General features: G+C 44.7%; 26 protein-coding genes and 1 tRNA gene. 14 read left to right on the top strand and 13 right to left on the bottom strand.

Annotated elements, in window-relative coordinates; all coding sequences use genetic code 11:
• Positions 1–12: 12 nt before the first annotated feature.
• A tRNA-Met gene (locus tag ACLSU7_RS10790) sits at positions 13–89 on the bottom strand.
• A 63-nt stretch (positions 90–152) separates the two neighbouring features.
• Positions 153–500, bottom strand: coding sequence for a hypothetical protein (locus ACLSU7_RS10785; RefSeq protein ID WP_413291902.1), 348 nt, complete (start codon positions 498–500; stop codon positions 153–155).
• A 553-nt stretch (positions 501–1,053) separates the two neighbouring features.
• Here ACLSU7_RS10785 and ACLSU7_RS10780 point away from each other — a divergent pair.
• Entirely contained in the window at positions 1,054–1,779 is a 726-nt protein-coding gene (locus ACLSU7_RS10780; protein WP_413291901.1) for a tail fiber protein, read from the top strand.
• 2 nt (positions 1,780–1,781) lie between these two features.
• On the opposite strand, the gene ACLSU7_RS10775 is transcribed toward ACLSU7_RS10780, so the two are convergent.
• A complete protein-coding gene (locus tag ACLSU7_RS10775; protein WP_413291900.1) occupies positions 1,782–2,156 on the bottom strand; it encodes a hypothetical protein in 375 nt (124 codons plus the stop codon).
• A gap of 63 nt (positions 2,157–2,219) precedes the next feature.
• On the opposite strand from ACLSU7_RS10775, the gene ACLSU7_RS10770 reads away from it, so the two are divergent.
• Positions 2,220–2,723, top strand: a complete 504-nt coding sequence (locus ACLSU7_RS10770) for a transposase (RefSeq protein WP_413291898.1) — start codon at positions 2,220–2,222, stop codon at positions 2,721–2,723.
• Between the two features lie 59 nt (positions 2,724–2,782).
• On the opposite strand, the gene ACLSU7_RS10765 is transcribed toward ACLSU7_RS10770, so the two are convergent.
• From ACLSU7_RS10765 to ACLSU7_RS10750, 4 genes are all read right to left on the bottom strand, one after another.
• Positions 2,783–3,199 (bottom strand): hypothetical protein, encoded by a 417-nt coding sequence (locus ACLSU7_RS10765; protein WP_413291896.1) that lies wholly within the window; start codon positions 3,197–3,199, stop codon positions 2,783–2,785.
• A 5-nt stretch (positions 3,200–3,204) separates the two neighbouring features.
• Positions 3,205–3,513, bottom strand: a complete 309-nt coding sequence (locus ACLSU7_RS10760; RefSeq protein ID WP_413291895.1) for a hypothetical protein — start codon at positions 3,511–3,513, stop codon at positions 3,205–3,207.
• 91 nt (positions 3,514–3,604) lie between these two features.
• On the bottom strand, positions 3,605–3,988 hold the full coding sequence (locus ACLSU7_RS10755) for a hypothetical protein (RefSeq protein WP_413291894.1): 384 nt from the start codon (positions 3,986–3,988) through the stop codon (positions 3,605–3,607).
• A gap of 27 nt (positions 3,989–4,015) precedes the next feature.
• Complete coding sequence (locus tag ACLSU7_RS10750) at positions 4,016–5,059, bottom strand: NAD(P)-dependent alcohol dehydrogenase (RefSeq protein ID WP_413291893.1); 1,044 nt, start codon at positions 5,057–5,059, stop codon at positions 4,016–4,018.
• 94 nt (positions 5,060–5,153) lie between these two features.
• On the opposite strand from ACLSU7_RS10750, the gene ACLSU7_RS10745 reads away from it, so the two are divergent.
• Together ACLSU7_RS10745 and ACLSU7_RS10740 are read left to right on the top strand one after the other, a co-directional pair.
• Positions 5,154–5,426: a peptidylprolyl isomerase gene (locus ACLSU7_RS10745; protein ID WP_413291892.1), complete on the top strand. Its 273-nt coding sequence runs from the start codon at positions 5,154–5,156 to the stop codon at positions 5,424–5,426.
• A 159-nt stretch (positions 5,427–5,585) separates the two neighbouring features.
• Positions 5,586–6,866, top strand: coding sequence for a hypothetical protein (locus ACLSU7_RS10740; protein ID WP_413291891.1), 1,281 nt, complete (start codon positions 5,586–5,588; stop codon positions 6,864–6,866).
• Here ACLSU7_RS10740 and ACLSU7_RS10735 read toward each other — a convergent pair.
• On the bottom strand, positions 6,847–7,734 hold the full coding sequence (locus ACLSU7_RS10735; protein WP_413291890.1) for a DMT family transporter: 888 nt from the start codon (positions 7,732–7,734) through the stop codon (positions 6,847–6,849). The two genes, ACLSU7_RS10740 and ACLSU7_RS10735, sit on opposite strands and share 20 nt — an antisense overlap.
• A gap of 117 nt (positions 7,735–7,851) precedes the next feature.
• Between ACLSU7_RS10735 and ACLSU7_RS10730 the strand changes: the two genes are divergently transcribed.
• Complete coding sequence (locus ACLSU7_RS10730) at positions 7,852–8,295, top strand: hypothetical protein (protein WP_413291889.1); 444 nt, start codon at positions 7,852–7,854, stop codon at positions 8,293–8,295.
• A 56-nt stretch (positions 8,296–8,351) separates the two neighbouring features.
• Here the strand turns inward: ACLSU7_RS10730 and ACLSU7_RS10725 are convergent, their stop codons facing one another.
• The 3 genes from ACLSU7_RS10725 to ACLSU7_RS10715 form a co-directional block, all read right to left on the bottom strand.
• Positions 8,352–8,765 (bottom strand): glycine cleavage system protein H, encoded by a 414-nt coding sequence (locus ACLSU7_RS10725; protein ID WP_413291888.1) that lies wholly within the window; start codon positions 8,763–8,765, stop codon positions 8,352–8,354.
• Positions 8,766–8,787: 22 nt separating this feature from the next.
• Entirely contained in the window at positions 8,788–10,203 is a 1,416-nt protein-coding gene (gene glnA / locus ACLSU7_RS10720; protein ID WP_413291887.1) for a type I glutamate--ammonia ligase, read from the bottom strand.
• Between the two features lie 63 nt (positions 10,204–10,266).
• A complete protein-coding gene (locus ACLSU7_RS10715) occupies positions 10,267–10,605 on the bottom strand; it encodes a P-II family nitrogen regulator (RefSeq protein WP_413291885.1) in 339 nt (112 codons plus the stop codon).
• A gap of 238 nt (positions 10,606–10,843) precedes the next feature.
• Here ACLSU7_RS10715 and ACLSU7_RS10710 point away from each other — a divergent pair, with 238 nt between their 5' ends.
• From ACLSU7_RS10710 to bamE, 6 genes are all read left to right on the top strand, one after another.
• The gene (locus ACLSU7_RS10710) at positions 10,844–11,446 is read left to right on the top strand and encodes a gamma-glutamylcyclotransferase family protein (RefSeq protein WP_413291883.1); all 603 of its coding nucleotides are present in this window, start codon (positions 10,844–10,846) and stop codon (positions 11,444–11,446) included.
• Entirely contained in the window at positions 11,439–11,915 is a 477-nt protein-coding gene (locus tag ACLSU7_RS10705) for a tRNA (cytidine(34)-2'-O)-methyltransferase (RefSeq protein ID WP_413291882.1), read from the top strand. The genes ACLSU7_RS10710 and ACLSU7_RS10705 overlap by 8 nt, the downstream gene beginning before the upstream one ends.
• Before the next feature lie 220 nt (positions 11,916–12,135).
• On the top strand, positions 12,136–14,811 hold the full coding sequence (gene secA / locus ACLSU7_RS10700; protein WP_413291881.1) for a preprotein translocase subunit SecA: 2,676 nt from the start codon (positions 12,136–12,138) through the stop codon (positions 14,809–14,811).
• Positions 14,812–15,588, top strand: coding sequence for a zf-TFIIB domain-containing protein (locus ACLSU7_RS10695; protein WP_413291880.1), 777 nt, complete (start codon positions 14,812–14,814; stop codon positions 15,586–15,588). It begins immediately after the preceding gene.
• Positions 15,569–16,198 carry a hypothetical protein gene (locus ACLSU7_RS10690; RefSeq protein ID WP_413291878.1) on the top strand — a complete coding sequence of 210 codons (630 nt, stop codon included), beginning with the start codon at positions 15,569–15,571 and terminating at the stop codon, positions 16,196–16,198. The genes ACLSU7_RS10695 and ACLSU7_RS10690 overlap by 20 nt, the downstream gene beginning before the upstream one ends.
• A 79-nt stretch (positions 16,199–16,277) precedes the next feature.
• Positions 16,278–16,721, top strand: coding sequence for an outer membrane protein assembly factor BamE (gene bamE / locus ACLSU7_RS10685; protein WP_413291876.1), 444 nt, complete (start codon positions 16,278–16,280; stop codon positions 16,719–16,721).
• Here the strand turns inward: bamE and ACLSU7_RS10680 are convergent.
• Entirely contained in the window at positions 16,711–17,301 is a 591-nt protein-coding gene (locus ACLSU7_RS10680) for a hypothetical protein (protein ID WP_413291874.1), read from the bottom strand. The genes bamE and ACLSU7_RS10680 overlap by 11 nt on opposite strands.
• Positions 17,302–17,937, bottom strand: coding sequence for a matrixin family metalloprotease (locus ACLSU7_RS10675; protein ID WP_413291873.1), 636 nt, complete (start codon positions 17,935–17,937; stop codon positions 17,302–17,304).
• Between the two features lie 118 nt (positions 17,938–18,055).
• On the opposite strand from ACLSU7_RS10675, the gene fabG reads away from it, so the two are divergent.
• From fabG to ACLSU7_RS10660, 3 genes are all read left to right on the top strand, one after another.
• Positions 18,056–18,799, top strand: a complete 744-nt coding sequence (fabG, locus tag ACLSU7_RS10670) for a 3-oxoacyl-ACP reductase FabG (protein ID WP_413291872.1) — start codon at positions 18,056–18,058, stop codon at positions 18,797–18,799.
• A 177-nt stretch (positions 18,800–18,976) separates the two neighbouring features.
• Positions 18,977–19,510: a c-type cytochrome gene (locus ACLSU7_RS10665; protein ID WP_413291871.1), complete on the top strand. Its 534-nt coding sequence runs from the start codon at positions 18,977–18,979 to the stop codon at positions 19,508–19,510.
• Positions 19,511–19,525: 15 nt separating this feature from the next.
• A complete protein-coding gene (locus ACLSU7_RS10660) occupies positions 19,526–20,407 on the top strand; it encodes an SCO family protein (RefSeq protein ID WP_413291870.1) in 882 nt (293 codons plus the stop codon).

Raw genomic sequence — 20,407 nt, 5'->3', positions numbered from 1 at the left:
GCTTCGCAAAAGTGGTAGGGGGCGAGGGACTTGAACCCCCGATCCCAGTGTTATGAGCACCGTGCTTTAACCAACTAAGCTAGCCCCCCACTTTAGGAAGTTTGAAACTATCAAACTCCTGGTGGATTGGCAAAAGCGCAGCGCATTACCACTTAATGAGTCGGGCGGTCTTCGTGTTTAGAGGAATCGCCATGCAGCGGATGGGGTTCAACGTGGCCATGGGCACCCACTGTGCCGATGATAATTTCCGGGGTGGTCATTCCGACGTGGCTAAAGTGGGTTTTACGAAACTCGGCAGCCAGATGAATCGATTCGCGAAGGCCGACTTCGTCGCGGAAAACACAAACACCGACACCTTGTCCATCAGGGGTGGTAATCCAACTATAGGAAACGAACCCTTCCATTTGTTCTAAAAGGGGAATGAACATTTCCTGAAGCTTTTCATTGATCTCTGCAATATGTACGGGGCTGAAACGATAAGTTCGTACCGAAGCAAACACAAGCCACCTCCATATGTAATTCCATTGCAACCCGAAGCCGTTGTGTAGACTCACGACCGATGCTTGCCTAAAAACACATTCTGGGAGTTAATTGAGCCGTCAAATTAGCCGGGAGTATATTATGCGAGCGATGACAATCCTCATCTCAATGTTTTTGATGACCGCGGCCCATGCAGAAGAACATACCGTGAAAGTTCCAGTTAAAGCGGGATTCGAAAAACTTGATATGTAAGGCTTCCAAGGAAGGGTGGCTGAGGCGAAAGCTAAATCTTCAAGAAAGAAAGCATCCGTTAACTGCACAGACCCTTCAGGAAGAAGGTTTAAGCAAGGTGATTCAGATTATGAATGTTGCCTGATTCAAACAAAGCCCTTGAATGAAAAAGACAAAGGCAGCACAACCAGCATTCAATTCGGCAACTAGTAAACTCTCCAAATTTGTCTGCAAATAAATTTTTTTTACAAATCTCCCGACCTTTGACTACAAATAATTACATTCATTGATCAATAAACAACAGTTTGTAAATATCTCAACACTAATAACACGGAGGTTATAGTGAAAAAGATTTTATGCGCAGTTGCCTTAGTATCAACATCATCTTCTGCATTCGCAGTAAACTACTTGGGAACAAACTTTGTAGCACCAAACGTAAAAGGCTACGAAAATGTGGCAAATGAAACAGCAGGTGAAATTGTATATGACACAACTAAAGGCGGCGGAACATTTTGGGGTTATAGTCCGAACAATGGTTGGACTTCATTGAATGGCGGAGGAACGGCAAACGCAACTCCTGCTGGAACCGTAATTGCATTTGCCGGCGCATCTTGTCCAACAGGATATGCTTTGGCGAATGGTACTGAATTAAACATATCTGATGCTCCAGATCTTTATGCTGCAATTCAAGATATATACGGAGACGCTAGTGTAAATACCAAATTTAAACTGCCAAACTATACTGGTCAGTTTTTGCGTGGCATGTCTTATGGAAATGGTATCGACGCGGGGCCTCGTACTGCATCTAAAGCAGGTTTGGATCCTTATGGGGTAGGTTCAACTCAAACGGATGAGTTCAAAGCTCACAATCACTTGTCGAGCCTTGTTGCTTTTCAGAACGATCCAACTTGGATAAACAATTCAGGCGCAGTAAATGTTTCATCTGTCGGTGGTATTAACAACTTTTCCTCAGGAGCCGCGAAGGTACAACCCTATACCGGCAATGCTGGAAGTGGTAGCGAAACACGCCCGAAAAACGTTTACGTAAACTATTGCATTAAAAAATAGTGCTAATGTTTATAACACTTAAATTCTGAATAAGGTGGGTTGTCGAGTTCCGTACTCGTTACGGGATCGACAACCGCAAGTGCTAATCTGACTTCGCGATTGCGATATAGGTAGGTGCGGTACTGGGACCAGGGGGAGTCGACTTCGAATTTAAATTTTGTTGAGCTAACTGATTTCCAGGGATTTTTGCGAACGTCGTTTCCGGGATAAGTGATCGTCAATTGAGATTTAAAAAGAGTTCCATGGTTGTACGAAACATTCCATTGGAACGAGAATTCCGCAGTCTTACCAAAACAGCGATATGACAATTCATCTGGGGCAGCCAGGGCTACAGAGCTGATCAATGAAGTCACAATCAAAGTCATAAGATATTTCATATCTAACCTCGACCGAATCATAAATGCCGTTGACGTGAACGGTCCAGTTTATAAACTAGAGGAATGAAAAAACATCTAGTGACGGCGTTATTTGCAGTGGTTTCCGTTTTCCTTCTTCAAGGGTGCTCTCCTGCGGGTTCTTTGATTGCTCATCAAAGAGATGCGGATTTTTATAACCAATTCGTAAATTCATCAGCCGATTGGCCTCAGGCTGAAAGCAAGATTGATGAACTTAAAGTGATGCAGACAGGATCCGAGTATCCAATGCGCTATGTGTTCTTTGATAACGGTAAGTTCTATTATCAAGTCGACAGATTGGGAACAGGCGAGGGTGTTTGGTCGATTCAAAAGGGTGCATTGATCGCAACGGCTCAGCGTACGATCTTTGAAATGGAACTTGCCATTTCTGCAGCCGATGACAAAGGTAACGACACATTGGTGCGTTTTTATGATCGTCATGGCTTAAACTCGATCCAGATCAAATTGCGTGATCCACAGGCGATCAAGGCTCAAGGGAAAATGCCCACGGAGCTAAGAAAGTTCACTCGTTCAGAAAAGAACATCTAAAACGAAAAAGGGAGCTAAAGAGCTCCCTTTTTTATTTCTGAATTTAATATTCCGAAAAATTATTTGCAGCTGTAGCTGATACTTTTTTGCAATTCGTATCCGCTTAGGAAACCCTTGCGAACAGAATGATCCATGATCAGCAGGCTTGCGTTTGGCCAGAATGTCGAAGTGATTTTGTTATCACCAGTCACTGTGCTGTATTTCGCATGAAGACCCACGATTTGAACTGTTTTCGTCGTTGCAGAGTTGATCACGACAGAATCTTCAACAGTTTGATAAAGATATTGGTTGTCTGAAATTTTAGCGACCACGAAGCACAGCGGTTTTGCATCAGCCTGTTCAGGAGTACACTCGTACGCGCTGATGGCTTCAGAATTATTCGGAAGAGTTGTTGTTGCGACATCTGTACAAGTTGCAGCGTTTGCTGTCGCGATAACCAGAACCAAAAGAACAAAGAAAATACCTACGGGTTTCATAAATCCTACTTAAGAGTTTCGCACTCTGTTTTAACGATATCGTACCAATTATCAGAATTTTTCTTGAACACAGTGATGCATTTGAAAGTTGGAGCTACGCCTTTAACTTTGTAGTTACCGCGAGCCATCGTGATGATCGCAAGATCGTAACCAGCAACTTGTGTGAATTTTTGATCCAAAGAAAGGATGCTTTCATCGATACCAAGAGTTTCAAGAACACTTTCAGTCGTCATGTAGGAGATTTCTTTCATCGCTCCTGCAGAAGCAAAAGATGAGCTCAATACAAGCGCAGCTGTGATGAAAAATGCCTTCATAAATACCTCCCGAAATGTGTGAGGGGTATTTACTGAATTTGCGGTCATTTGGGGAGCCTAGAGTGGCGAACCTGTCAATTTTACGCGGGAATTAGAGATCTGTTACGCACACAAAACGATCATAAGGAGGGTGTTCTGCTGGAACACTGGTCGCCGGATCTACCAAAATCAGGTTAAAATGGCGGCCTTCCTGGGATAGGAACGCTTTATATTCATTAAAAGGGGAATCGACGGCAAATTTGCCCTTATTACCAGAGGAAATCTCTCTCCAGCCATAGTCCATGGAATCGCTATACCCCGAGCTGGTGGTCAGGCGGCTGCGAGAGGCTGATTTATCATGAAGTTCCACGGAATAACGAAAAAAGAAGCCTTGCTCATATGCGCGTCCGTGGCAGCGAAAGCTCATGTCTGTGGCATAAGACTGAAATGCTAATAAAGAAACGACCGCTGCAAGCAAAGTTGAAAAGTACTTCATACCTTAAGCTTGGAGCGGTCTTAAATTCTAGGCAAGAGATTTCATATCGATCACGAAGCGATATTTCACATCACTTTTGATCATCCGTTCATACGCTACGTTGATTTGTTGGATTGGAATCATCTCGATGTCTGAAACGATGTCGTGCTTAGCACAGAAATCCAACATCTCTTGAGTCTCTTGAATTCCACCAATCAAAGATCCGCCCAATTTTCTGCGACCCATGATCAAAGCGCCCGCAGCCAGTGTCGGGGGTGTTTCCGGCAAGCCGACCAAAACCATGTTGCCGTCACGACGAAGCAAGCTTAGGTAAAGATTGTAATCATGGGGAGCGGATACTGTATCGAGGATGAAATCAAAAGTTCCCATGTGAGCACGCATTTGCTCCATGTCTTTAGAGATAATCACCTCATGAGCGCCCAAGCGTTTTGCATCTTCCACTTTCGAAGCTGAAGTAGTGAATACTGTGACATTCGCCCCCATTGCGTTTGCGAATTTAACTCCCATGTGACCCAAGCCACCTAAGCCAACTACTCCCACTTTTTGTCCTTTCGTCACTTTCCAGTGACGAAGAGGAGAATAAGTCGTGATCCCTGCGCACAGCAAAGGCGCAGTGGCAGCCAAGCTTAAATTTTTGGGAATACTTAAGCAGAATTCTTCGCGAGTGACGATCGAATTAGAATAACCACCAAATGTCGGTGAGCCGTCTTTTTCTTTGCTATTGTATGTTCCAACAAAGCCTCTTTCACAGAATTGCTCCAAGCCCTCTTTGCAGGAGGCGCAGTCCAGACAGGAATCCACCATACATCCAACTCCGGCTAAATCGCCGACTTTGAATTTTTTAACTTTCGAACCGATGGCAATAACTGAACCGACGATTTCGTGACCGGGAACCATAGGGAAATTTCCCCGACCCCATTCATCGCGCACCTGATGGACGTCCGAGTGGCAAACGCCGCAATAATGAATTTCAATGTGAACATCATTATCGCGAAGTTCGCGGCGCTCAAAATTAAATGGAGCCAGAGGTGCTTTAGCAGACGGAGCTGCATAGGCTTTTGCTTTAATCATGAAGATTCTCCTGATTGTGAGTTAAAGAAAATGATAACGGAGTCACAGAAAATGAACAGTGAAATTACTGAAAGCCTGTGGCATACTAAGGAGTATGAAAATTCAGGTTAGCCATATTCTTGTTCAACACTCATACGAAGCCGAAGATATTCTGCGCGCACTGAAAGATGGCAAAGACTTTGCCGAACTCGCACGCAAGTTTTCGAAATGCTCCTCGGCAGCAGACGGCGGCAATTTAGGAGTATTCTCAGAAGGAAGGCTGGACCCTGATTTCGAGGAGACCGCGTTTTCTTTGAAAGTTGGACAAACCACGACTAAACCAATTCGTACGCGGTTTGGGTATCATATCATCCGCAGGACAGCGTAGCTCGTACTCTAGTCACAAGCATCATTCAGCTTTTTTCGTTCACAGTGCAGACAGTTTTCGACAAATGACTGGTAAGCACTTTTGAGAGTAAGAAAAAATTAAATTTTAAATGTGAGCGCTCCGATGGGGGAAATAACACCCACCACGGAGGATTTTGCAATGTATGTACCTCGCTCACTTTATCCCATCGGGATTGTTGCTTTGGCACTGGCTTTGAACGCCTGCGGACCAGGAAATGGCAACCTTGCATCAGTTGATGAAACTGGTGATGAAACCGCTTCGCTTGTCGACCCAGGCACAGGCAATGCCGCTGATGATTCAGAATCCACAAACACCGAATCAGGAAGCACGCCAACAGAAACCGCATCGGCTCAAAAGCTTTTATTGAATCAGGCCATGAGTGTTCGTTATGAAAGTAACAACATTCTGGAAAATAAAGCGGAACTACCTGCAGGAACGCAGATCGAAGTTCCCCAAGACTATCAAACAAAGAATCTGGATTATCGTGATTCCAACGGCAAGATCGTAAGATCCAGCACGGGATTCATTCATCCGATTAAAATCGTATCTGTGCCGACAGCTTCAGCTTCGCAGTTTCCGCAAAGTAAAATCGATGCTTTGAATAAAACTTCAGGCGGACTTTTTATCTTTGCTTCGATTGTAGGAAATCTGCAAGGTGTTGAAGGAAATTTCGCAGTGGTCACGCCAGCTGCAGCGGGTGCGGGATTTCTGACGAACTATAATACCTCTGGAAAACCAAAATTCAGCTATACGACATCATCGACAAAACGCTTTCCGAAAATCAACAAAGGTGTTGATCCTGCTTCATTAAGCTCAGCCGATCGCGCGAAATGGACAGCCATTTACAACGAACTGAAAAAAGCAGTGAATCGCACCCTGGAAACTCCAAAATCCTATTTGATGATTGATTCCGCAACGGCTAAACAAGCCTCATTGGATTACGAGAGCAATGGAAAGATCGCTCTTAACGGTGCTTGGTCCATCGCGGTTCAACAGACAGCGGTTCGTCACGGATTTTCAAATGTGCCATGTGCCGAATTTCAATCTGAACTGGTGCGTGAAGCTTATCAACGCGCGGGTTACCGTGTGAGTGATGATTTTAATTCCACCAAAGGCAATAAATTGATCTGGTCAAGTACGGCGGCTGTTGTGAATTTTTCGATGGCCCTTTACAAAGCCGGTTGGATTGCTTGGGACGGAACAAAGTATAAGCCAATGACAGGTGCAATTCTGATGAATGGATCAGGCATTTCTCCAGGGCACACTTATATCTCTGGCAGTGATGACGGCATGATCATCGTGGATAACGGTGCGCCTCAAGGTCGTGACTTAAGAAAAACTTCCCAGTCGATCATCGAAATGATGTTTCAAACGGGTGTGTTCTTCTTGCCTCCGGGAATCAACCCGCCAACTTGGTAGATTTTGGCGAATACAACGTCAGAATATTTCCTAACAGGCAAAGTGCGACTCCCGTGATGATATAGGGAGTCCACTTAAAGTCTTCATACATGCTTGATAGAGTCAGCGCGATCACCGGAGAGATAACTCCAGAATAAGCGGCTCTTTCTGCACCAATTCTTCCCGCAAGCGATAAGTACGCTCCGAAAGCAAAGACGGATCCGAACAGTGAAAGATAAAGCAAAGAGCTTAAGTACTTTGTCGTTAAAGGTATCGCAAAGCTATGTTGTAAAACCAATCCTACTAACAGAGTGAAAGCACTTCCATAAAGCATGCCCCAGGTATTTGAAACTACCACCGGTATGGATTTGCGATAAGATTTCTGCGACAACATATTCCCGGCCGAAGCAGATAAGGTCGCCACAAGTCCAATCACCAAGCCCATGATGGTGCGTTCGTTAGCATGCAAGCCTAAAATTTCATTTATGAAAATCAAAACAATTCCCGCTCCACCCAGCATTGAGCCTGCTATAACTTTTGGAGTGATTGGCTTTTTAAAGAATAATCTCATGCCGATCATGTTGTAAGGGACGATGACTGTAAAACAGATCGCCGCGATACCCGAACTCACCATAGTTTCAGACCAATAAACCAACATATAATTCACTGAGAACATAAAAATGCCCATGGTGAGAAACGTAAGATGGTCTGATTTATCATAGGAAAGTTTCTTTTTGGTGAGCAGGCAATAACCTAAAAGCAGAACCGCCCCTAAAGTGAAGCGCCAGAAAACGGAAGCAATTGGGGAGGCAGAATCCACCTGAAAAGTGATGACCAGCCAGGTGGAGCCCCAGATAAGAGTGCATATTGCATATAGAAGGAAATTCATGGAATCACAGTCGGTGAGGTCTCAGCTTAAGTCAAGAAATGGGACTTGCGGGTCCCCCTTGTTGCGTATTTCTGTAACCATTAGTATTCTTCATATATTGGCAAAGGACGGTGGGTAGTGAGTAAGTTTGTTTTTGCAGTCATCACATTCATGGCTTTGATTTCTTCAGCGGCTCCGTTGAAAGTAAAAGCCCCGCCTTATAAAAAAGGTCCGGATTTTTATCGTGGTGTTGTATATTTTCACTACGATATCAAAGGTAAAAAAGAGCGCGAATCTTTGCATATTCAGCAGGATATTATCCGTGTGAATGCCGAACCCGTGCAGAAAAAGAACTGGAAAAAAGGCGAATCGGCGATGAAGGTTTTGTTAAAGCTTGAGAAATCTTCAACCGCGAAATGCACATCTGGAAGTTATTCTTTGAGAGTGGCAAAGGGCGAGCAAAAAAGTCAGGTTGAAAAAGGCTGTGTGGGAACTCCACGATTCAAACAGCTGCAACAATCCTTTGCGACTTTAAAGGACCTGGTTCCTAAACAATACGATAAAAATTTAAATCCGATTTAGTTAATCACTTAAAAAGAAAAAGCCCTGGTCTCCCAGGGCTTTTTTTATGACCGGGACTAGTCTTCGTCCTCGTCGTCATAATCCTCATCATCTTCGTCATCATCGTCGTCGTCATCATCATCATCATCGTCTTCATCTTCATCGTCGACATCATCGCTCGATTCGATGCGAACTAACCAACCCTCTTCGTAAGGGTCTTCCATGATAAGAGACGGATCGTCGATCACCGAAGTGTTCACCTCGATAACAGTTCCATCAACTGGAGAGTAAATATCCAAAGGACCGTCGCTGGTTTCGATAGATCCGATCACAGTTTCAGTGTCCACTTCCTCTTGTTCAGCAGGGAGGTCCACGGTGCTGATAGATTCGAAATCTTCAAGCCCATCTTCGTTGATACCAATTGTGATCACGCCATCTTCTTGGCGGTACCACAAGTAGCCCATATAATTTCTTACGTCATCTGATGCCATTTAATCTCCAGGAAAAAAACTATTAACAATCGTAGTACAAGTGGAACTCGTAAGGAACTGGTCTTTGCTGTACTGGACGAACTTCTTTATCGATTTTGTACTGCACCCAAGTTTCAATCAAATCATCGCTGAAAACATCGCCTTTTTTTAAGAAGCTGCAGTTTTTCATCAAATTAGCCAGGGATTCTTCCAAAGTACCCGGAACTGATGGGATCAAAGCGGCTTCTTGTGGTGGCAATCCATAGATATCTTTATCTAGTGGGTCGCCCGGGTTGATTTTATTGATGATACCATCCAAGCCCGCCATCAAAATTGCAGCTTCTGCCAAATAAATGTTGGCAGTTGGATCTGGCGTACGGAACTCGATACGTTTCGCCTTTGGATTTGGACCGGAATTTGGAATACGCATCGCCGCTGAACGGTTTTTAAAGCTGTAAGCCAATTTCGTAGGTGCTTCAAAGCCTGGAACCAAACGCTTATAGGAGTTCGTTGTAGGATTGATGATACCGCACAATGCTGGGGCATGTTTCAACACGCCACCGATGTAGTGAAGTGCCATTTCAGACAAACCTGCGTATTTGTTTCCTGCAAAGAGATTTTTGCCGTCTTTCCACAAAGACATGTGGATGTGCATACCAGAACCGTTATCACCAAAGATCGGTTTCGGCATGAAGGTCGCTGTTTTTCCGTGGCGCATACAAACGTTTTTCACGATGTATTTGAACCACATCATTTTGTCGCCCATGTTTAATGCAGTGTCGAACTGGAAGTTGATTTCACATTGTCCAGCGGAAGCGACTTCGTGGTGATGGCGTTCTACGCGCATTCCGCAAAGTTCCATCTCTGCGCAAATTTCAGAGCGGATGTCTTGCAAAGTATCTGTTGGAAGTGCAGGGAAGTAACCTTCTTTAGAGCGGATTTTGTATCCAAGATTGCCGCCGCCTTCGTCGCGACCTGTGTTCCACACAGCTTCATTGCTGTCCACTGTATAGAATGCAGAATTCGAAGTTTGTTCAAAGCGTACGTCATCAAAGATAAAGAATTCGGCTTCAGGGCCGAAGTAAGCTGTGTCAGCTATGCCTGTTGACTGCATATAGGCGATTGCTTTTTTAACGATCTGACGTGGATCACGATCGTACGGCTGAAGAGTTTCTGGCAGGCAAACATCGCAAATCAGTGACAATGTCGGCATTTCCATAAACGGATCCATCATCGCTGTTTTAGCATCTGGTCTGATAATCATGTCAGACTCTTCGATACCTTTCCAGCCACGAATCGAGCTTCCATCAAAGCCGAATCCATTTTCGAAAGATTCTTCTTCAAGCTGGTGAAGAGGAATAGTTAAGTGTTGCCAAGTTCCGATCATGTCACAGAACTTGAGGTCTACCATCTTCGCGCCTTTTTCGTGGGCGAATTTTAAAGCTTCCTTCGCAGTCATTTTGCGTCTCCCTTGCAAAAATCTGAAATCAAAATAAAAAAATAGCCGTAGTGTGTGCTATGGCTAAAGTGCTTCCTCATTTTTTTCACCCGTGCGAATTCTCAGGGCGGATTCAACTGGTAATACGAAAATTTTCCCATCACCGATTTTTCCGGTGTGAGCGGTTTTGCGAATTGCTTCGACGGCGCTGTCTACCAAAGCGCCGGGCAACACGACTTCCAGTTTTATCTTGGGAAGAAAATCAACGACGTATTCGGCACCTTTATATACTTCAGTGCGCCCTTTTTGGCGTCCAAACCCACGAACTTCAGAGACAGTAATACCTTCAATGCCTACTTCGGAAAGCGCATCGACGACATCGTCGAGCTTGAAGGGTTTTATGATAGCCTCTATTTTTTTCATGGATCCTGTCGTTACCTAAAGATATCTAAATTTCGTTGAAACCAAGGATAACAAAGGGTTGGAAGAATGCAAAAAGGACTCAAGCAATTTTATAATTTTAATTTTCTAATAACGCGAAACAGTAAGCGTTTCTAGGTTGAGCACTCTAGTTGTTTTTGGTACACAGCCCGTCCGCGTGTAGTTTTACTAGGCGCGTTTGGATTCGGAAAACCACTATTGTTGTCAGACCGGGGGGATTATGACTGCAACACGTTTTTTCGTATATGGATCATTGACCGAGGGGATGGTTCATTACTCAAAAATTCAGAACTTCGTGGAATCATTAAGCTTTGCCAGAATCAAGGCAACAGCATATCGCTTAAAAGTTGGCTTTCCAGCGCTGGTTAAAGGTGGCTCGGATTTGGTGCCGGGACAACTGGTGGAGTTAAAAGCCTCCGAATTGCTGATCAATTTGTTAGACGAATTTTATGGTTATAACAGATTGGACTCAGACAAGAGTCTTTACTCCAGAGAAGAAGTCGATGTGTACATCGAGGGCTCTTCTGAACCTGTCAGAGCTTGGACCTATTTCTTAAATCCACTTAAGCTTCCGGTAAATGCGTCGGTTATTGCCGGTGGTGACTGGAAAAAATCAATCGAAGATCAACCTTTGATGACATCTAAGTTGACTGAAAAACAAGCAACTTATATTCAACGCCTGGGTCGTTCTTCAGGTCGGGAGATCGTACCTATTGATTTGACGCTTTATCGTGAGCTGATGAACCTTGAGTTGATCGTCGATAAGGGTCGCAGGTTGGCCTTATCTAAATTGGGCCAAGAGGTATTTAAACATCTTGGATAATTCGAACAAAATCTTCCGCATCGTTTTGATTGAGCCTGAAATTCCGCAAAATACAGGGAACATCGGGCGCACGTGTGTAGCTACGAATTGTGAGTTGCATCTGGTGGGGAAGATGGGCTTCGAAATCAATGATACAAATCTAAAACGTGCGGGGCTGGATTACTGGCCTCATCTGACATGGCATCGCCATGCAACCTTTGAAGACTGGTGGAAGCTGGTTGAGGATCCATCGCGCGCCTGGTTCTTTACCACAAAAACAAAACGCACTTACTTTGAGCCCCAATATCAAAACGGTGATTGGTTGGTATTTGGGAAGGAAACAAAAGGTTTGGATCCAGATCTTTTGGCGAAATTTCCGACTCAAACAGTGACGATTCCGATGATTGGTGAGGGAGCTCGCAGTTTGAATCTTGCAACAAGTGTTGCTATCGCAGCCTATGAAGGCGTCAGACAAAGTCGTTACACTTAAGAGACCTCAGTGATTCTTTGCGCGCGCAATATGGTAATTAAAATCCATTAATGCAAGTAAGGTGATTTCATTTTTTTGAATTTATTTTTTGCTCTATTCCCCCTGTGTTGGTCCTTAGTCTGGGTTTACGAATTTCCTAGTGATCTCGCGTCAATGACGCACCAATAAAAAGCCCCCTTGCCTTGCAGGCCTCCTCGTTATTGGGCTATCCTTAGCCACTATGGTAACGCAAATACTTACAAAAATATTCGGAACGAAACACGACCGTGAAATGAAAAAGATCCAACCAATGGTTGATCGTATCAATGCCTTGGAACCACAAATGAAGGCTCTCACGGATGAACAACTTAAAGCGAAAACTCCTGAGTTCCAGGAACGTTTGAAAAAAGGCGAGACAGTTAACGACATCTTGCCAGAAGCATTTGCAGTTTGCCGTGAAGCTTCAGTTCGTGTTCTGGGCATGCGCCATTATGACGTTCAATTGATCGGCGGTATCGTTCTGAACAGCGGTAAAATCGCTGAGATGAGAACAGGTGAAGGTAAAACCCTGGTGGCAACATTGCCAGTTTACCTGAATGCGCTTACTGGTAAAGGTGTTCACGTTGTGACAGTGAATGACTACCTGGTACGTCGTGACTCCGAGCACATGGGTCGCTTGTATGGCTGGTTGGGTCTTACAACGGGTATCATCGTTCACGGTTTAAACGACCAGCAACGTAAAGAAATGTATGCTTGCGATATCACGTACTGCACGAACAACGAACTTGGTTTCGACTATCTTCGTGACAACATGAAGTTTGATTTGGCCGATTACGTTCAGCGTGGTCACAACTACTCGATCGTGGATGAGTGTGACTCTATCCTGGTCGACGAAGCTCGTACACCATTGATTATTTCGGGTCCTGCGGAAGCTTCCACAGAAAAATACCAAATCGTAAACTCCATCATCCCTCACTTGAAGCGCGATGTTCACTTCACAATGGAAGAGAAATCAAAAACAGCTTCATTGACCGAAGAAGGAAATGCGAAGGTTGAAGAGTTGTTGGGCGTGGGCAATCTGTACGATCCACAAAACATCGAACTTCTTCACCACGTTTACCAAGGTTTGAAAGCTCACTATTTGTACCGTCTTGACGTTGAGTACATGATCAAAGATGGCGAAATCGTGATCGTGGATGAGTTCACAGGTCGTTTGATGCCAGGTCGTCGCTGGTCTGATGGTCTTCACCAAGCTATCGAAGCTAAAGAAGGCGTTGAAGTTAAATCTGAAAACCAAACTTTGGCGACAATCACATTCCAAAACTACTTCCGTATGTACGATAAACTTTCGGGCATGACGGGTACGGCGGACACAGAAGCGGTTGAGTTCAAAAAAATCTACAACCTTGATGTGAATGTGATTCCAACAAATAAACCAATCCGCCGTCTTGATGAAGAGGACGTGGTTTATAAATCTGAAAAAGCGAAATACAAAGCGATCACGGCTGATATCAAAGAGCGCTCCACTAAAGGTCAACCGATCCTGGTGGGTACAGCATCTATTGAAAAATCTGAGGCGTTGAGCCGCTTCCTTCGTAATGAAGGTATCAAACACGAAGTCTTGAATGCAAAACACCACGAACGCGAAGCTGAAATCATCGCGCAAGCGGGTCGTAAGGGTTCTGTGACAATCGCAACCAACATGGCCGGTCGTGGTACCGACATCATGTTGGGTGGTAATGCGGAAATGTTGGCGAAAGCCGCTGTTGGTAATGACGATTCTCCAGAGTACGTGGAAGCTTTGGCTAAAGTTAAAGGCCAAGTTGAAAAAGAACGCGAAGAAGTTCGTCAATTGGGTGGTTTGTACATTATCGGTACAGAACGCCACGAATCTCGTCGTATTGATAATCAGCTGCGTGGTCGTTCGGGTCGTCAAGGTGACCCAGGTGAATCTCGCTTCTATCTTTCTTTGGAAGATAATTTGATGAGAATCTTCAACGGTGAACGTATCCAAAAAATCATGGAAATGTTGAACATCCCTGAAGACGAACCAATCACAGCAAAAATGGTGACGAACGCGGTTGAGGGTGCTCAACGTAAAGTGGAAGGTCACCAATTCGATATCCGTAAAAACTTGATGGACTACGATACGGTTATGAATAACCAACGTAATGCTATCTATGGAATGCGCCGTAATCTTCTTGAGGGTAAAGACGTTGAGCGTTCTGTTTTGGATATGTTGGGTGATGTTGTTTCCAACATCCTTGATACTTACGTTCCTGAAGACGGCAAAAAAGAAGAGTTCAACGTTGAAGGTTTGAACAACTCTTTGGCGCAAACTTTCGGTTTCAAAATTGATGTGAGCGGCCAAGCTGTAAATTCGGAAATGATCATCGATCAAGTTCGTGCTGGCGTGAAAGCTGTTTACGATCGTCAAAAAGAATCCATGGGGCCGTTCTTGGAACAAGTTCAAAAAATGATCTTGCTTCAATCGATCGACCATCACTGGAAAATGCACTTGGCGGTTATTGATAAACTTAAAGAAGGTATTGGTCTGCGTGGATACGCTCAGAAAGATCCTTTGATTGAGTACAAAAAAGAAGCTTTCCTGGCGTTCGAGACTTTGAACAACACGATCAAAGCCGATGCTATTGAAAAAATCATGCGCGTTCAGCTGGTACCTCAGCAATCTGAAGAGGAAATGTTGGAAAGCCTGCGCCCTGAAGAATCTGACTTGGATGAATTGGATTACTCCTCTCCGTCTGAATCTGATATTGGACATTCATTGCCTGAAGTCGGCGGTTCTGAAGAGCCTAAACGCAACAAAATGACTTTCCAAAGCGGACCGGTTGATGACCGTCCAATGAACCGCGAAGAGCGTCGTCGTTTGGAAAAACAAGGCAAAGGGAAAAAGTAATTGATCCCATGCCCAAGCTGCCAACAGCCAGTAGAGATTCTGGATAAACACATTGGGGCACTATTCACGTGTCCCCATTGTGCGGCAGTTTTCTTTGTAAATTACGATGGCCAGCCGGAAATGGCTTCTCACGAAGCCGAACCGGAAAGAGCGGAACAAAACGACAATGCTTTTGTTCCTCCCATTTCTGAAACTCACTACGGCACTCCTGCTGCTGAAGAGTACTCTCCCACTCAAGATCAATATCTGGAACCGACTGAAGAGCCGCAGTTTCAACAACCAGCGGAATCCTATGGGGAATACAATGCAGATGCATCCGGTGGTTTTAACGAAACTCCCCTGACGGAGCAGTATTCCGAAGAGCTATCGGAGGCTGCAACCGAGTCAGAGTCAGCCTACGAGATGAATGCATCTGAAAATTTTGATTATTCAGAAAACTTGAATCAACCCATTGAGCCCATCACTGAAAATAAAACGTCGGATGATGCGAACTTTGCTGATGTGATTGATTTTGCCAACGCCAACACCACGGCCGGGAACTTCTCCTATACGGTGATTATCGATGGGATCGATAGCAGCCAGTTGGTTCATCAGCTGAAAGAGGCGATGACAGACTCAAAATTCGGCTGGGATGTGAGTGAACTTTTAACTCATATTGGTGGCGGCAGATTGATAGTCAAAGGTCTAAGCCCAGCTAAAGCTTCGGTCTTTATCAACCGAATTAAGTATCTGCCGTTTAAGGTTTCCTGGAGGCAAGATGTACTCTCTGGTTCTTAGATCCCTGCTTGTTTTGATCACAGTTATGTCTGTAGCTATCGCAGCCTTTGCCAGTGAGGGCGGGGGCGGCCATGGTGGTGGCGAAGAAAAGAAAGCCGAAGGCGGCGAGGGTGCTAAGGAAGAAAAAGCCGAGCCCAAATCCGCTGAAGAAAGCTATGACAAGGTCGCAGCTAAAGTAGCGGCCCTGGAAGCCAAGATTCATTCCGGTGAGGAAGAAATTGAAAAGCTGATCGAAGAAAAAGCCCACGCCAAAGACCCTGCGCAAATCAATGAGATCGTGAAACAGATGCTGACTTTGCACAAGGAACTGCAAAAAAACGTGCAAGAATATAATCAAGTTAAAGGCTTGATGAAGTATCGTTATCCTGAAAAAGGACTGACGACCAAGCGCGAGTACGAACGCATTGAAGTCAAGTCGTTGGATGAAATGGAATCTGCAATGAGTCTTTCCTCGTCGGTAAAGCGCACGATGAAAAAGGTTCGTAAGCAATACGATACTCCAGAGCAGGCTAAGGCCCGAGTTGAGGCGGAAACCAAGGGTCACGGTGAGGACTCTAAAAAGAAAAAGAAACCGCCTGAATTGACCGAGCCGGTGATTCTAAAGAAATAGTGTCTCAAACCGAGACAGTGGCGGCGCCAGTCTTTCGATCCCAAGCTGAAACTGATATCTTTAAGGTGTGGGGGAAATCATGTTACGACTGATGTCGGTTCCGATCGTCGTTATAGGGCTGTTCACATCAGCTTGTCAGACATCCATGCTAAAACAATTCGAATCTATTAAACCCGGCATGGAAAAAGATGACGTATTGGATCTTATGGGTAGCCCCAATCAAACCCAACGTGTTTCCGGTAAAGACCGCTGGTACTACACGTTTTATGACAAACGCATTCGCTTTCAAAAAGAAGTTCAATTCGTAGATGGTGCTGCCATTTACATCGGTGAGGTTTATCAGCCACCGGCAGATCAGACTGCCGTCGCAATCGATACGCGCAATGAGTCTCGTAACAAACAAATTGATGAAGAAATAAAAAAAGAAGTTCAGGAAAATCGTAAGGCCTATGATGCTTACGAATCGCAAACTAAAGGGACGGATAAAGTTCGCTATGTCCCTCAGTTCGAGCCTATTCGGTAAAACTTAGCGGCGATCCTAAAACAGAAATGATTTCGTAGCCATTTACTTCCAGGAAGTCCGATTTGTCGCGGCTATAAAGTTTAATTCCTGTCCAAACCCAGTCATATCCTGCAGGAAGCTCCACTCGTACACCATCTAAGTGTAAACCGTCTGGCGCAACCGAGCAGTGACCTTGAACCACTGTATGCGGGATATCGCCTGATACCGCCACTCCGTCTGCAGAGAAATTCAATTCAATATAAGGATAGCGCTGACACACGGAAACCTTAGCACCGTCTTGGTCGGCCATGAAAAAATGGCCCAGGTGAAGGCGTTTGCCATCGCTAAAATCTGTGACTTTGGCATCTTTCAAAAGCTGATATTTAAAAGCCTTTTGAAAAGTCGTGGGGTTGGATCCAGAAAGATCCGAGCTCGCCATGGCTGTATCCATTTGGGCTTCTTGTTCCGTCGATGCAATTTTACGAGTGCTGGACATGCGGTTATTCAAATAAGTGATCGCAATCGGAAATGCCACCAGGATTAGAAAGGTGATGGCACTGCGTTTTCTGTTTTTTCTGACAGGCTTTTGTTCTTCACTCATTTAGTACTCACATTTCAGGGCTTTGCGATCAGCCTCTGTTAATACATCACGCTTTGTGCCGGCATTCAAGACGGGCCACATGACTGTTGAAAGAGTGGATCTGTGTTTCAAACCTAAAACATGGCCGAATTCATGAACTATCAAACTGTGCAGATGCAAGTCAGAAGTTAGTTCCGGATGTTCAATATAAAAACGGAAGTACTTTGCATCCACGGTCATGTCTGATTCCGTAATTTTATTGCCGGTCCAATAAAGGGACGTCATAGCTTGCAGATTCGGAGACTTGGTCCAATTGGTATTCCAATAAATACCGTTACGACCGTCTTTACTGCCATCATAAGAAATGTCTTCTTCGTTGGTGAGATTAAACAGAGTCATTCCCGCAGCGTCTTCCCAAACTTTTGCGGCGGATCTCACAATCGCTTCATATTCCGCAGGAACATTTTTCGAAATGAACATGTTAATCGGCAAAGTTGTTTTCCAAGAAACACGTTGGCCATATACATTTTGTACAAATCCGCATTCGTCTTGAGCGGCACTCGCAAGAGTCGTGTCTGAACCGGGACCTAACGTCACAGTCTGCTGGCATCCACCGACTAAAAAGCTCAACAATGTGAATACTAAAAATTTATACATATCCTCCAATTTACCATTGAAACCGTGCTTATCTGAACAGCACTTTCTTATTCCCGACCTTCGACTGGTCCTGTGTCCTTCCTTGCCTCGTGAAGTCGTGGGGCGTAGGCTTTGGGGCATGATAAATTTTAAGTTCATTAATAAAAATGCTGTAGTTACAGGTGGCGCTGCTGGTATCGGTCTTGAGATCTCTCAAAGCTTTTTAGCAGCTGGTGGGAACGTTTCTGTGTGGGACTATTCTGAAAAGGCCTTGGCAGCCGCTCAGGATGAGCTTTCCAAGTACGGCTCCCAAGTTCAATACGTTCAAGTCGATATCACAAATCGCGATTCTGTTGCGAAAGCCGCAGCTGGCTTGCCTTGGGCTGTGGATATCCTTGTGAATAACGCCGGTATCACTCGCGATAAATCATTTGCGAAAATGGGAGCGGATGATTGGGATGCGGTGATTAATACCAACTTAACGGGTTTGTTTAATGTCACAAAAACGTTGCTCGAAAGATTCAATCCGAACTCGCAACACAAACGCATCATCAATATTTCTTCGGTTGTAGGAATTTACGGAAATTTTGGGCAAACCAATTATGCAGCGGCAAAATCCGGCGTGATCGGTATGACAAAAACTTGGGGTAAGGAATTGGGGCGTAAAGGTTTTACTTCCAACGCGATTGCTCCGGGCTTCATCAATACGGCGATGACCAAGGCGATGCCGAAAGAAGCGATTGATGCTATGGCAGCTAAGGTCCCAGTGATGCGCCTTGGCGAAACTTCAGACATTGCGAATGCAGTTCTGTTTTTAGCAAGCGAACAAGCATCTTACATCAACGCCACTGTTATAAGTGTCGATGGTGGCATAACTTTATAATTCAAAATTGAGAGCGAGTATCAGTGCCGCGAATCAACCTTTTGCGGCGCAACAATGACCCCTGGACAGTGTGGTGTAATTTGTTGCGGTCCCTAGGGTTTTCGGGTACTTAACTTAGATTATATTACAATACTGTGACAAAACTTTTTTGCGTCCGCCCTTTGGGAGTGCCAGCCTATGTCTGAGAATAAAGATCATTATAACCGCGGTGGTTTGTTTGCATTCATGTTTTCTATGGCGTTTGTATTCGCCTTTTTCTTCTACCTAGTTGTAGTCAACAAAGGTGTGGATTTGGCTGAAAACGTTATCGATCCAAATGCACCAGCTGCAGCAACAGGTCCCGTGTTTGATATCACGACTGTGAAAGAACCATGGGTGGAAACTCCTGAAATGATCACGTACGGTCAGAAATTCTTCAAAACAAACTGTGCTATGTGCCACGGTGATACAGGTCATGGTGACGGTGCTGCGGGTGCAGCTCTAAATCCAAAACCACGTAACTTGGTTGAAGGTAAATGGACTCAAGGTGACGGCGCCATCAATCACTTTAAAGTGGTTACAAATGGTATCCCGAACTCATCAATGGCGGCATTCGGTCACTTCAAAGCGGCTGATCGTTGGGCTGTTGTACACTTCATTAATTCTATCACTAACAATAAATCTAAAGACGATCCTGCTAAAGTTGCTGAGTTTGGAAAAACCGCAAAATAATTAGGAAGTTATTTAATGCTGAAAAGTCGTTCGGTTTTGAAAGCAAAAAAAATGGGAATAGTTCTGACTGGAACCGTTCTCGTTTTGTTTTCAGCAACAACGACTTTCGCATACAACGGAACTGAAGCGGGCATGGCGGCGAGTGATAAAGCTCGTGAGCTTCAGGGAGTTGGGATCGAAGAAAAATTGGGCAAGAAGCTCGATTTGGGAATGAAGTTTAAGGACGAAACGGGCAAGGAAGTCGCATTGGGCGATTACTTTGACGGAAAACATCCCGTGATTATTTCGCCTGTGTATTTCACTTGTCCTGGCTTGTGCAACTTTCACCTGAACGGTCTGACGGATGCACTCAAAGTGATGGATAAGAATTGGACTGTTGGTGGCAAATTCCAAGTTGTCGCTATCAGTTTTGACTCGAAAGAGACGCCGGAAATCGCCGCTCATAAAAAAGAGCTTTATATGAAGCTTTATGATCGCGCGGGTTCCGAGTCAGGCTGGCACTTCTTGACCGGAAACGAGCAACAAGTAAGAGCTTTGACAGAAGCTATTGGATTTAAGTTCAGATGGGATGAAACTCAAAAGGAGTGGGCACATGCTTCAGCAGCTGTTGTGGCCTCTCCTGAAGGCACGGTTTCTCGCTATCTTCCTGGGATTATGTTTAATCAGCAGGATATTAAGTTGGCTTTGAACGAAGCAACCGAAGGAAAGATCGGAAACTTTGTAGATAGCCTGGTGCTTTATTGTTTTCAGTATGATCCACACAAGAGCAAGTACTCGCTTGCCGCAGTTTCAATCATGAAAATGGGCGGGGGAGTGATGCTTCTGGTGATGGTTTTATGGTTATTGCCACTTTATATTCGCTCGCGCAGAGCGAAGAAGAATGTGGCGGGGAGATAA

Origin of the sequence: Bdellovibrio sp. HCB185ZH (assembly GCF_047302455.1) — a bacterium.
In the GTDB taxonomy this organism is placed as follows: Bacteria; Bdellovibrionota; Bdellovibrionia; order Bdellovibrionales; family Bdellovibrionaceae; genus Bdellovibrio.
The sequence above is the reverse complement of the archived record's forward strand: the minus strand, read 5'-3'. Positions and strand labels throughout refer to the sequence as shown.